A 14,316-nucleotide genomic window follows, 5' to 3' on the forward strand; every position below is an offset into this window, starting at 1 on the left:
GAGATCTGGCTCGTGCTGGGATCTCCTTTTTTTCTGTCTCCTGTGATATAATGAAGACAAAACTGGATTCAAGGAGAGTATATGACAAAAGCAGATACAATTTTTAAAGAAAACATTCGAAAAATCATGGAAGAAGGAGTCTGGTCAGAGCAAGCCCGTCCCAAGTACAAGGATGGTAGAACTGCCAACTCCAAGTACATCACGGGAGCCTTTATGGAATTCGACCTCGCAAAAGGGGAGTTTCCCATTACCACCCTTCGTCCCATCGCGATTAAATCAGCTATCAAAGAAATGCTCTGGATCTACCAGGATCAGTCGAATAGCTTGGATCTTTTAGAAGATAAGTACAATGTCCATTATTGGAATGACTGGGAAGTGGGAGACAGCCGGACGATTGGACAACGCTACGGAGCTGTCGTCAAAAAGCATGACATTACGAATAAGATCCTCAAGCAATTAGAGGCCAATCCTTGGAATCGTCGCAATATTATTTCCCTCTGGGATTATGATGCCTTTGAGGAGACCGACGGACTCTTGCCCTGTGCTTTTCAGACCATGTTTGATGTGCGGCGCGTGGATGGGGAGATCTATCTAGATGCAACCTTGACCCAGCGTTCGAATGATATGTTGGTGGCTCACCATATCAATGCCATGCAGTATGTAGCCCTACAGATGATGATTGCTAAGCACTTTGGCTGGAAGGTTGGGAAGTTCTTTTACTTCATCAATAACCTTCATATCTATGACAACCAATTTGAACAAGCAGAGGAATTGCTCCGTCGCGAGCCCTCTGATTGCCATCCGCGCTTGGTCTTGAATGTGCCAGACGGGACCAATTTCTTTGATATCAAACCAGAAGATTTTGAATTGGTCGATTATGATCCAGTGAAGCCACAGTTGAAGTTTGATCTTGCGATTTAAAAAAATTACACTTTTTCCGTAGCTTGATCTATAGCTTATATACTTTTGTATGTAAAAGTATATAAGCTAAATTTTTTTACTCATTTTTCAGTCAAAATGTTTTGAATATTGTTCGGGTTTTGTTAAAATAGATAAGGTTTGGGGAAAACTAAACAATTTAAAAAAGAATGTTAATTTATGGATAAATATGGAGGTCCACTAGATGGGGAAAGACTTATTTAATGATCGTATTAGCAGATTCTCAATTCGTAAATTGAATGTGGGTGTTTGCTCTGTCCTTCTCGGAACACTTGTCATGGTTGGGACAGCCGCAAGTGCAGCCGCAGAAGAAAAGACAGATACGACAAGTGAAAGTGTAGCAGCAGTTGCAACAGCGTCAGAAGCGTCCGCAACGTCTACAGCTACTTCAGCAGCATCAACTGCACCAGCTACATCGACTTATGATGCAAACCCAGTCGTCACTGCACCAGCATCATCAACTGCCGTAGCATCTACAAGTGTCGCTTCAAGCGCGAGCACAGCAGCATCTGCTGCCTCAACTGCTCCAGAAACATCAACAGCTTCTGAAACACCAAGCTTATCAGTTGCTACACCAGCAAACAATGCCGCAGGAGCAACTTCAACAAGTGCAGCTAAAAAAGAAACACCAACTCTTTCAGCTGGACAAGGTGTAGCAACAAACAATACACTAGCCACTGAAGAGACAGCACAAACTTCTGGTAAACGCCGTAATCGCCGTGCATTGGGTGACGCAAACGATCCAAACCTCATCGCGGATGATGTCCAAGATGCCACTTCAACTCCAAAGGTAGAAAAACCAGGCTTTACAACAAATATCAAAGCTACAGACTTGGCCAGCCAAATCGCTTGGTTGGACTTTGGCGATACAGCTAGCTGGACAGGAACGACGACAACATCGAAAGGGGAACTTGCTCTCCAGGTCGGCGCGACCTACACCAAGGAAATCATGCCTGGCTATGTGGTCAAGATCAAGGTTAAATCCTTAAAACCCTTCCAGGCGACAGAACTTTATAAAAAACGTCTTGAAGAACGAGGAGCGACTGAAGCTGAAAAGGCTACCTATGATCCAAATGCCAGAAATGGTTATATGAATGCGACTAATACAGCTGCAACGAAAGCAGCTTTTAGTGCTGGTGAAGAAGCTAAAATTATTGCCGAAGCTCAAAACCGTTGGACAGAAATAAGAGGTGAAGGCATCAATACTGGCACTAAAAAAACGACCATCAGTTCCGAGTTTGAAGGCGGAAATATTGGTGTTCAGTTTGAAATATCTGCGACCTTCCGTGGCAAAGCTGTAAAACCTGCCATTGTCATGGCAGATGGTGAGTCCGCTAACCCCAGTGAATTGGTTATGTTCACCACAAACGGAGAAGGTTGGCAACACATTGGGGAGTGGTATAAATATGGAAATAAAAATACCAAAACTTTTATTCCACAAGATACAGACAATTTATTTGGCTCAAATCCTTCCACTGTTATAGATGGTTTGAGTTTCTATAGGACGAACCTTGATCTAATTCGACGTTCAGATCAAGTGGGGCCAGATAAAAAAGCAGTTGCTTGGAAGTACTTTGGAAGTGCCGATTTAACAACTGGGGGTCTTCGGGCCAAATATTTCTGCAAGTAGTGTTGCAGTTCCTCTTGTCATGACAAAAGGAGCGTCCGAAGTTGGCTTGTATATCGCATCTTCAGGTAAACAATCAGCCATGCTTGGATTCTTCCCACTTGATGAAGGGGATGCACCAGCGTCTTATGGGAAGGCTATCCACTCTATCGCAACTGTAGACGGTGTTACGGGAGCTAAAGTAAATCAACCGTATCTTGGTCACTTGAGTCCAGATATGGATGAAAACAATACCCTCGACTGGTTTGGTGATGATAAGGCAACTACGGCTGACGAAGGAGTTGATCAATTGCTCCCAGCTGAGCTCAAAGGGACAACCAATGAGATGATCAAGATGGACCGCACTCGTCCAGGAAACTACACTATTTCGGTGGAAGCTCACACAGGTGGGGCGCCTAAAGCGCATATTTATGGCTGGATTGACTTTAACCAAAACGGAACCTTTGATGAAGACGAACGCTCTGACTTGGCTACTATTACCAAGGATGGAACCGTTACCCTAAGTTTCACTAAGAGCAAAACCTATATCGATCCAAGTGTCAATGAACTAGGCGTCCGCTTGCGAATTGCTAAGGATGCTGATCAAATCGAGAGTCCGACAGGAATGGCTTTCTCAGGGGAAGTTGAAGACTTCAGAACTCAGGTTACTCACCCACCAAAAGGGGAAGTCAAAGAAACAACGGGCCTTCAAGGCGAAAAACAAAGCTCTACTGTAGCCTTTACGGCTCGTGGTCTCTATAAGTATAGTCTTACAGATAAGGCTCAGATTGACCAAACAGTAGCTCCACAGATGGTGGACAACCGTACAGGTCAAGTCGTCACACCAGGAGCAGATGGCTACTATGCTGTGCCTGGTCAAGGGAAATACAAGATCACACCAAACGGGACTTCAGTGGATGTTGAGTTCATTCCGGAAGATCACTTCTTAGGAACAGCGGATGGTATTTCGATCCGTCGTACAGATAACAACGGCTATGACACTGGTTGGTCAACAAAATTCCCAGCTGATGAAGCTAACGTTGATACTGTTTTGAATACCATGGATGGTCTTTATATCCCAACTGTTACACCAACTGATATTGAAGGAGTAGATAAGACTTCGACAGATGTCCAAGGTGCGACTCAAACAGGTACACCAACCTTTAACACAACGACAACGAATGCTAATGGCGAAAAGATCTCTGTTACTCCAAGTTTGGAATACCCTGCTAAATTGGTGGATCCAGCGACTGGTCAAGTAACCAATGCAACCTCTGTAACAGTAGCAGGCGAAGGAACATATAGCATTGACGATGCTACTGGTAAAGTAACCTTTGTTCCAGAACCAGGATTCACAGGTACAGATCAAGGTGTTACCGTATCAGTGACAGCTCCTGTCGGAAGAGATAAAGACGGTACCGTCCGTGATGAATACCTTAAGACAGCGACAGCTAAGTACACACCAACGGTTACTCCAATCACAGTGACTCCTACAGACAAGGTTTCTGCGGATATTCAAAATGTTCCTCAAACCCAAACACCAACCTTTGATTTGAGTAACGATAAGACTGCTGAAATCACAAGCAAGAAATTGGTGGATCCAGCAACTGGTCAACTGACTGATGAAACAACTGTAACAGTAGCAGGGGAAGGTACATATACAATCGATCCTACTACAGGAGCAGTGACCTTCACACCTGAAAAAGACTTCGTTGGAACTGCAACTGGTGTGACAGTTCAGGCAACTGCAACGATTACCAATGCGAACGGTAAGACAGCAACCATCACATCTGATGCAAGTTACACACCAACAGTTGTAGCAGCTGTTCCAACAGCTAATCCAGCTACATCTAAAGATATCCAAGGTGCGACACAAACTGGAACACCAACCTTTGCAGGAAAAACTGTTCAAGTCAACGGTGAAGATAAAGCGATCACGATTAAAGATAACAGCTACACACTTTTGGATAAGGATGGTAATGAAGTAACAAGCACACCAGCTTATGCTGCTGATGGTACAACTGAAATTGGTACTTACTCAATTGATCCAGCAACTGGACAAGTAACCTTCACACCAACTGACAAATCTTACACAGGTAAAGTAACACCTGTTAAGGTTCAAGCTGAAAGCTCAAACGGTATCAAGGTAGATACAACTTACACACCTGAAATTGTTCCAGTGACTCCAACTGCAACTCCAGCAGAAACAACTGACATTCAAGGTGCAACTCAAAAAGGTAAACCTGAATTCAAGGGTGGAACCGTAACAGTTGATGGCGTTGAGAAAACAGTAGAAATCAATGAAGACGTTCCAGCAACATTTGATGATGGCTCAACTACCAAGAGAGTAGATGGCGTTGGTACTTACACAGTAGCAACAGACGGAACTGTAACCTTTGTCCCTGAAAAATCATTTACTGGAACTGCTCCAGCAGTGACGGTTGTTCGCGAAGATAAGAACGGAACCAAAGCTTCTGCAACCTACACACCAACTGTAACTCCAGTAACACCAACTGCGAAACCAGCTGAAACAACTGATATCCAAGGTGCTACACAAACAGGGAAACCTGTATTTACTGAAGGCGACAGCCGTGTGCCAATGAACAATGATGTTCCAGCAACATTTGATGATGGTTCAACTACCAAGACTGTTGACGGCGTTGGTACTTATACAGTAGCAGCAGACGGAACAGTTACATTTGTACCAGAAAAATCATTTGTTGGTACTGCACCAGCGGTAACAGTTGTGCGTGAAGACATGAACGGCACTAAAGCCTCTGCAACTTACACACCAACTGTAACGCCTGTAACACCAACAGCTGAAGATGCTACTTCAACTGGTAAACAAGGTCAAACTCAAACAGGTAAGCCTGAATTTACTGAAGGCAACAGCCGTGTGCCAATGAACGATGATGTTCCAGCAACCTTCGATGATGGATCAACTACTAAGACAGTTGATGGCGTTGGTACTTACACAGTAGCAGCAGACGGAACTGTAACCTTTGTTCCTGAAAAATCATTCACAGGTAAAGCACCAGCAGTAACAGTTGTTCGTGAAGATAAGAATGGAACTAAAGCTTCTGCAACTTACACACCAACTGTAACTCCAGTAACTCCAACTGCAACACCTGCTGAATCTACTGGACCTCAAGGTCTTGTTCAAACTGCCACTGTAACCTTCACTGAAGGTGATGAAGTAGCTCCAATTAACAAGGATTCGATTACTCTTCTTGATGAAAATGGTCAACCAGCAGCATCAGTAGAAGCGAAATCACCAGCAGGTGACGTGATCGGTACATACACAGTTGATAAAGATACAGGTGTTGTAACCTTCACACCAACGGATAAAACATACTCAGGTGATGTTGTTCCAGTTAAGGTTCAAGCAGCTGATACAAATGGAACTACAGTAGAAACAACTTATACACCGAAGATTACTCCAGTTGTCCCAACTTCTGAAGATGCTACATCGACAGATATTCAAGGACAAACACAATCTGGTAAACCAACCTTCACCGAAGGAAATCCAAATGTTCCAATCGATGAAGATACACCAGCGACCTTCGAAGATGGCTCAACCACTAAGACAGTAGATGGTGAAGGAACTTACACTGTTTCTCCAGATGGAACCGTAACTTTCGTTCCAGAAAAATCATTCACTGGAACTGCTTCAGGCGTAACAGTGAAACGCGTGGATAAGAACGGCACTGAAATCACAGCCAAGTACACACCAACTGTGACACCAGTAACTCCAACAGCAACACCAGCTGAATCAACAGATATCCAAGGTGCGACTCAAACTGGTAAACCTAAATTCACCGAAGGCGACAGCCGTGTGCCTATGAACGATGATGTTCCAGCAACCTTCGATGATGGATCAACTACGAAGACTGTAGATGGTGTTGGTACTTACACAGTAGCAGCAGATGGAACAGTTACTTTCGTACCAGAAAAATCATTCGTCGGAACTGCACCAGCGGTAACTGTTGTTCGTGAAGATATGAACGGAACTAAAGCTTCTGCGACATATACACCAACCGTAACACCAGTTACACCAACTGCAGAAGATACAACATCTACTGACAAACAAGGTCAAACGCAAACAGGTACACCAACCTTCACACCAGGTAATCCAAATGTTCCAATGGATGATGATACACCTGCAACATTTGAAGATGGCTCAACAACTAAAGTTATTCCAGGTGAAGGAACATATACTGTTGCTCCAGACGGAACCGTAACATTTGTTCCAGAAAAATCATTCACTGGAGAAGGTACAGGCGTAACGGTGAAACGTGTCGATAAGAACGGTACTCCAGTTACAGCTAAGTACACACCAACTGTAACACCAGTAACTCCAACAGCAACTCCAGCTGAATCAGAAGCACCTCAAGGTGTGGTTCAAACTGGAACTGTAACCTTCACTGAAGGTGACCCAGTTGCACCAATCGACAAGGATACCATTACTCTTCTTGATGAAAATGGTCAGCCAGCAGCATCAGTAGATGCGAAATCACCAGCAGGTGATGTGATCGGTACCTTCACTGTTGATAAAGAAACAGGTGTTGTGACCTTCACACCAACGGATAAATCATACTCAGATGATGTGGTTCCAGTTAAGGTTCAAGGTAAAGATACAAACGGAACTGTTGCTGAGACAACTTACACACCGAAGATCACTCCAGTTGTACCAACTGCTGATCCTGCAACATCTACAGACATCCAAGGTCAAACGCAAACAGGTACACCAAGCTTCACACCTGGTAACCCTGCAATCCCAATGGATGATGATGTACCAGCTACCTTTGAAGATGGTTCAACAACAAAAGTTATTCCAGGAGAAGGAACTTACACAGTTGCTCCGGATGGAACAGTAACCTTTGTACCAGAAAAATCATTCACAGGAACAGGTACAGGCGTAACCGTGAAACGTGTTGATAAGAACGGTACTCCAGTTACTGCAACTTACACACCGAAGATCACTCCAGTTGTACCAACTGCTGATCCTGCAACATCTACAGACATCCAAGGTCAAACGCAAACAGGTACACCAAGCTTCACACCTGGTAACCCTGCAATCCCAATGGATGATGATGTACCTGCAACATTCGTTGATGGTTCAACGACTAAGGTTGTTCCAGGTGAAGGAACTTACACAGTTTCTCCAGACGGAACAGTAACCTTCGTACCAGAGAAATCATTTGTCGGAACTGCATCAGGTATCGTGGTTCAACGCCAAGATAAGAATGGTACAGTCGTGAAAGCTAAGTACACGCCAACTGTAACTCCTGTGACTCCAACAGCTGATCCTGCAACTTCTACAGACATCCAAGGTCAAACACAATCTGGTAAACCAACCTTCACACCTGGTAACCCTGCAATCCCAATGGATGATGATACACCAGCAACCTTTGAAGATGGATCAACTACGAAGACCATTCCAGGTGAAGGAACTTACACAGTTTCTCCAGACGGAACAGTAACCTTCGTACCAGAAAAATCATTCACAGGAACAGGTACAGGCGTAACCGTGAAACGTGTTGATAAGAACGGCACACCAATTACCGCTACTTACACACCAACGGTAACCCCAGTTACACCAACAGCAGAACCAGTTACTTCAATTGGTAAGAAGGGTCAAACCCAAACAGGCAAACCAACTTTCACTGAAGGTGATAGCCGTGTACCAATGAATGACGAAGTTCCAGCAACCTTTGAAGATGGTTCAACTACGAAGACCATTCCAGGTGTTGGTACTTACACAGTGGCAGCAGACGGAACAGTAACATTCACTCCAGAACCTGAATTCACTGGAACTGCACCAGCTGTAACAGTGGTTCGCGAAGATGTGAATGGAACCAAAGCTTCTGCAACTTACACACCAACTGTCCTTCCAATCACTAAGTTTGTTGATAAAGAAGGTAAGGAAATCCCAGGATATCCTACAGTTGATGGAGAAGAACCAAAAGCTGAAATTCCAGGTTACCGCTTTGTGGAAACGAAGAAATTGCCTAATGGCGATACAGAACACGTCTATGAAAAAGTTACGACTTCATATGTAGACGAAAATGGGGATCCAATCCCAGGTAACCCAACAGAAGATGGGGAACAACCGAAGAAAGATATCCCTGGTTATGACTTCGTGAATACTGTTGTAGATAAAGATGGAAACACTCAACATATCTACAAGAAGACTGTGACACCAACTCCAATGCCGGATCCAACTCCGACACCAGAGCCACAGCCACAGCCTACTCCACAACCGCAACCAACACCAGAACCACAACCACAACCTACTCCACAACCAAAACCAGAAGAACCAACGATTCCTGTCGTTCCAGAAACGAAAGAAGAAGTGAAGTATATTGATCCACAAAATCCTACTGCACAACTTCCAAACACAGGAACAAAAGAATCTTCTACTGCTGGTCTTGCAATCTTTAGTGCTTTAGCAGGTCTGTCATTATTTGGATTTGCCAAACGCAAAAAAGAAGACTAAGCTAACTTGTGGCTAAGAAAAACCGCGAAAATCTCGCGGTTTTTTCTGTTTGTATTTGAAAAAATATCCTCCAAACTAGATAGTTGAAATCAGTCTTTTATAAGAAAATTTGATAAAATAGAAGTATCAGTGTAAAGGATGAGAGAATGAAAAAGATAATTGGTATCTGGGCTCAGACTGAAAATGGCATTATTGGAAAGGACCAAGTGATGCCTTGGCATCTGCCAGCGGAGCTTCAGCATTTCAAAGAAACAACCATGGGACGAGCCATTCTCATGGGAAGAGTGACTTTTGATGGTATGAAAAAACGGGTTCTACCAGGTCGGACCAGCATTATCTTAACGCAAGATCAAGCCTATGATCCTGAAAACGATTCTGTACTCGTCATGCACAGCAAAGAAGAAGTCTTGGACTGGTACCAGAACCAAGAGAAGAATCTTTATATTATCGGTGGCAGTCAGATTTTAAAGCTCTTTTCTGACCAGTTAGAAGAATTGATCCAGACCATGATTCATGCGGATATTGATGGAGATACATTGGCACCAAAATTTGAAGAGAACCGCTATGAAAGAGTCCGTCAAGTCCATCATCCGAAAGATGAGAAGAACCCATATGATTTTACGGTCAACTATTATAAGAGAAAGGATTTAGACTAATGGAGCGAAGTGTCTTTGGTTTTTTTACAGCTGTCCTATGTGTCATCTGTTTGATTTGTGCCTTACAAACCTTTCGTAAAAAACGGTTTGGCCTCGCTATTTTATTCTTACTAAATGCTTTTACCAATCTTGTGAATTCCATTCACGCCTTTTACATGACCTTATTTTAAACTAAATAGAAACAGAAAATGACAGAAAGAGGAAATACATGCCAACGAATCAAAATAATGATATGATGGTTTATTGTTCATTTTGCGGAAAGAGTCAAGATGAAGTCCAAAAAATCATTGCAGGAAACAATGCGTTTATCTGTAATGAATGTGTAGAGTTAGCACAAGAAATTATCCGTGAGGAGCTAGCAGAAGAAGTTCTTGCAGACCTTAGCGAAGTTCCAAAACCAATCGAATTGCTCAATATCTTGAACCACTATGTGATCGGTCAAGATCGTGCCAAACGTGCTCTTGCTGTAGCGGTATATAACCACTACAAACGTATCAACTTCCACGATACGCGCGAAGATGAGACAGATGTTGAATTGCAAAAATCAAACATCCTCATGATCGGCCCTACTGGTTCAGGTAAGACTTTCTTGGCCCAAACCTTAGCACGTAGCTTGAATGTCCCATTTGCTATTGCAGATGCAACAGCCTTGACAGAAGCCGGTTATGTGGGTGAAGACGTTGAAAATATTCTCTTGAAACTTCTTCAAGCAGCTGATTTCAACATTGAGCGTGCAGAACGAGGCATCATCTACGTCGATGAAATTGATAAGATCGCTAAGAAAAGTGAAAATGTCTCTATCACACGTGACGTCTCTGGTGAAGGAGTGCAACAAGCTCTCTTGAAGATTATAGAAGGAACTGTCGCTAGTGTCCCACCTCAAGGGGGACGTAAACACCCTCAACAAGAGATGATCCAAGTGGATACCAAGAACATCCTCTTTATCGTAGGTGGGGCTTTTGACGGGATCGAAGAAATTGTTAAGCAACGTCTCGGTGAAAAAGTCATCGGTTTTGGTAAGAACAATAAAGCCATTGATGAATCAAGCTCTTACATGCAAGAAATCGTTGCAGAAGATATTCAAAAATTCGGGATTATCCCAGAATTGATCGGACGTCTTCCTGTCTTTGCTGCTCTAGAGCAATTGACAGTTGACGACCTTGTCCGTATCTTGAAAGAGCCACGCAATGCCTTGGTAAAACAATACCAAACCTTGCTTTCTTATGATAATGTTGAATTGGAATTCGATGATGAAGCCCTTCAAGAGATTGCTAATAAAGCCATCGAAAGAAAAACAGGAGCTCGTGGACTTCGTTCGATTATCGAAGAAACCATGATGGATGTCATGTTTGAAATTCCAAGTCAAGAAGATGTCAAACTTGTCCGAATCACAAAAGAAGCTGTAGATGGAACTGAAAAACCAATTCTCGAAACAGCCTAGAAAGATAAAATATGGAAATTAATACACATAATGCGGATATCCTCTTAAGCGCTGCAAATAAGAGTCATTATCCTCAAGATGAGATTCCAGAAGTTGCACTTGCCGGTCGATCCAATGTCGGCAAGTCTTCTTTTATTAATACTCTCTTAAATCGAAAGAACCTGGCCAGAACATCTGGGAAACCAGGAAAAACCCAATTGCTAAATTTCTTCAATATCGATGATAAACTCCGTTTGGTGGATGTACCTGGTTATGGCTATGCACGTGTCTCAAAAAAAGAGCGCGAGAAGTGGGGGCGGATGATCGAAGAATACCTCACCAGCCGGGAGAACTTAAAAGCAGTCGTTAGCCTGGTCGATTTTCGTCATGAACCTTCAGCAGATGATGTCCAGATGTATGAATTCTTAAAATATTATGAGATCCCTGTGATCTTAGTTGCTACCAAGGCAGATAAGATTCCACGTGGAAAATGGAATAAACACGAATCGATCATCAAGAAAAAACTAGATTTTGATTCTTCAGATGTGTTCATTGTCTTTTCTTCTGTTACAAAAGAAGGTTTAGAGAAGTCTTGGGATGCAATTCTGGAAAATGCATTTAACGAAATAAATTGAAATGACATGAAAATGTCATTTTTGTTTTGGATTTATATCGCAAATGTAACACAAGTGTAATAAAATCTTCCTTTTCTTTGTCGTTTTATATGGTATAATTTATATAAAGATAAAAGATGATAAAAAATCAATTGGAGATAAATTGTATAATGAAAAAGAAAATACGAAATAAGACGAAATTGTTTGGTTTGATTGTTTCGGTATTAGCAGTGGGGACATTTGTAGCTGCTATGAGTGAGCACGTAACGTCAGTTGGTGCAAACGATGGAACTTACCAAACGTATTCAGATCCTACAGAAGCTTTTATTTCACAAATTGGAGAATCTGCGCGTCAGCTCGGTCAAGAGAATGACCTTTATGCCTCTGTAATGATTGCCCAAGCCATCCTTGAAAGTGGATCAGGTCAGTCGGGCTTGGCTTCTTATCCACATTACAATCTCTTTGGTATTAAAGGAAGTTACGATGGTCAATCTGCCGTAATGCAAACGTGGGAAGACGATGGTGCAGGAAATGCTTATACAATTAATGATGCATTCCGTTCTTATCCGTCTTATTATGAATCATTACAAGACTATGTAGCTGTTTTGAAACAAGGACATTTTGCAGGGGCTTGGAAAAGCAACACATCTAGTTACCAAGATGCAACAGCAGCTTTGACTGGGGTTTATGCTACCGATACAAGTTACTACGCAAAACTAAACCACATCATTGAAACTTATAATTTGACTCAATATGATTCACCTAATGTTCAAGGTGGTATTACAGGTACGGTATACAATCCTTATCGTCAACAGTTTACTTCTCAAGAAATCCTTAATTTGGATATTGCTTGGGCTAATCGTTTGAATTGATACAAAAAAAGTAGGCATGGTCTGCTTTTTTTGTAGATGTTATTGATATACGAGCGAAATAAATCGAATTTTTTGTTTTTCAAAATTTGTATTGCAAACCTTTTCAAAGGCCTCTTTCTATGCTATAATGATTTTATTCACAAACATTTTATAAGGAGATTTTTATGTCTGAATCTAATTTTCATTCAAAAAGTAGGAGCTGCTTGTAATAAGAAAGAGGACCTTTATCAGAAGTCCAAAACTCGGTATGCTGTTCGTTCTATTTTTGCTGGAGGTTTTCTTACTTTAAGTACTGCAGTCGGTGCAGTTGCCGCAGACTTGTTGAATACCTTCTTACCTGGATCTGGTCGTTTTCTATTTCCATTCATCTTTGCTTGGGGCTTGGTTTACCTCTTATTCTTAAATGCGGAATTAACCACCTCGAATATGATGTATTTGACGGCAGGGACCTATCTAAAGAAAATTAACTGGAAGAAAGCGTTGGAGATTCTTCTTTATTGTACCTTCTTTAATTTAATTGGTGCTTTAATCGTCGCTTTTCTTTTCAATCAAACAACTGCCTTTGCACATATCGACCCAAAAGGTTTCCTAGCCACGGTAGCAGAAAATAAACTCCAACGAAGCAATCAAGTGGTTTTCTTTGAAGGGGTTATTGCCAATATCTTTGTAAATATTGCTATTCTTTCTTATCTATATTTCAAAGATGAAACAGCCAAGGTGCTCTTAGCCCTTTCTGCTATTTATATGTTTGTCTTTATGACCAATGAACACTTGGCTGCAAACTTTGCTTCTTTCTCATTATTGAGCTTTAATTCAGTTTCTAGTCAATTGCCGCATTTTGAATTTTTAAATATTTTACGCCATTATAGCGTCACCTTCTTTGCCAACTGGGTAGGAGGAGGAGTCCTAATGGGACTGGCCTATGCTTGGTTGAATAATATCAAGAGTCTCTACAACGATTAAAAAATATAAAAAAAGTTTGCAAAAGTACTTGCATTCTTTTTTTATATGTGATAAACTAATCTACGGTTTGAAAAAACTGCCTAAGACAGTAGGGGAGCTCGACTCATAAAGATCCTACCGAGGACAAAACGTATCAATTAAAAGAAGCGTATTGTACTTTCGTGTCTAGGTTTGGGCGCGTTTTTCTTTTGGAAAAATTCCCCAAGCAAAATAATTACGGAGGTGAACACACTAATGAGTGAAGCAATTATTGCTAAAAAAGCGGAACTAGTTGACGTAGTAGCTGAAAAAATGAAAGCTGCTGCATCAATCGTCGTTGTAGATTCTCGCGGTTTGACAGTTGAGCAAGATACAGTTCTCCGTCGCAACCTTCGCGAAAGCGAAGTTGAGTTTAAAGTTATCAAAAACTCAATCTTGCGTCGTGCAGCTGAAAAAGCTGGTCTTGAAGACCTTGCATCTGTATTCGTTGGACCATCTGCAGTAGCATTTTCAAATGAAGATGTTATCGCACCTGCGAAAATCTTGAACGATTTTTCTAAAGACGCTGAAGCACTTGAAATTAAAGGTGGTGCAATCGAAGGCGCTGTCGCATCTAAAGAAGAGATTCTTGCACTTGCAACTCTTCCAAACCGCGAAGGACTTCTTTCTATGCTCCTTTCTGTACTTCAAGCGCCAGTGCGCAACGTTGCTCTTGCAGTCAAAGCGGTTGCAGACAACAAAGAAGACGCAGCTTAATCTTAAGCTACG

At 42.1% G+C, this 14,316-nt stretch carries 9 protein-coding genes and 1 other annotated feature; all 9 genes read left to right on the forward strand.

From position 1 onward, the window contains the following. Positions 1–81: 81 nt before the first annotated feature. The 9 genes from AC6IZR_RS05185 (at position 82) to rplJ (ending at position 14,304) form a co-directional block, all read left to right on the forward strand. Positions 82–921 (forward strand): thymidylate synthase, encoded by an 840-nt coding sequence (locus tag AC6IZR_RS05185; protein ID WP_497848170.1) that lies wholly within the window; start codon positions 82–84, stop codon positions 919–921. Between the two features lie 202 nt (positions 922–1,123). Further along, a complete protein-coding gene (locus AC6IZR_RS05190) occupies positions 1,124–2,569 on the forward strand; it encodes a CshA/CshB family fibrillar adhesin-related protein (RefSeq protein ID WP_497848171.1) in 1,446 nt (481 codons plus the stop codon). 19 nt (positions 2,570–2,588) lie between these two features. Beyond that, positions 2,589–9,044: a GEVED domain-containing protein gene (locus tag AC6IZR_RS05195; protein WP_497848172.1), complete on the forward strand. Its 6,456-nt coding sequence runs from the start codon at positions 2,589–2,591 to the stop codon at positions 9,042–9,044. 146 nt (positions 9,045–9,190) lie between these two features. Further along, positions 9,191–9,700, forward strand: coding sequence for a dihydrofolate reductase (locus AC6IZR_RS05200; protein ID WP_070586774.1), 510 nt, complete (start codon positions 9,191–9,193; stop codon positions 9,698–9,700). Positions 9,701–9,908: 208 nt separating this feature from the next. Continuing rightward, positions 9,909–11,141: an ATP-dependent Clp protease ATP-binding subunit ClpX gene (gene clpX / locus AC6IZR_RS05205; RefSeq protein ID WP_003001797.1), complete on the forward strand. Its 1,233-nt coding sequence runs from the start codon at positions 9,909–9,911 to the stop codon at positions 11,139–11,141. A gap of 11 nt (positions 11,142–11,152) precedes the next feature. Then, complete coding sequence (gene yihA, locus AC6IZR_RS05210; protein ID WP_497848173.1) at positions 11,153–11,755, forward strand: ribosome biogenesis GTP-binding protein YihA/YsxC; 603 nt, start codon at positions 11,153–11,155, stop codon at positions 11,753–11,755. Positions 11,756–11,904: 149 nt separating this feature from the next. After that, positions 11,905–12,606, forward strand: a complete 702-nt coding sequence (locus AC6IZR_RS05215; RefSeq protein WP_497848174.1) for a glucosaminidase domain-containing protein — start codon at positions 11,905–11,907, stop codon at positions 12,604–12,606. Positions 12,607–12,774: 168 nt separating this feature from the next. Further along, the gene (locus AC6IZR_RS05220; protein WP_497848939.1) at positions 12,775–13,569 is read left to right on the forward strand and encodes a formate/nitrite transporter family protein; all 795 of its coding nucleotides are present in this window, start codon (positions 12,775–12,777) and stop codon (positions 13,567–13,569) included. A 61-nt stretch (positions 13,570–13,630) separates the two neighbouring features. Further along, positions 13,631–13,765 (forward strand) — a sequence feature (ribosomal protein L10 leader region). A 38-nt stretch (positions 13,766–13,803) separates the two neighbouring features. Further along, positions 13,804–14,304 carry a 50S ribosomal protein L10 gene (rplJ, locus tag AC6IZR_RS05225; RefSeq protein ID WP_003016269.1) on the forward strand — a complete coding sequence of 167 codons (501 nt, stop codon included), beginning with the start codon at positions 13,804–13,806 and terminating at the stop codon, positions 14,302–14,304. Positions 14,305–14,316: the final 12 nt, after the last annotated feature.

This window comes from Streptococcus mobilis (assembly GCF_059727625.1).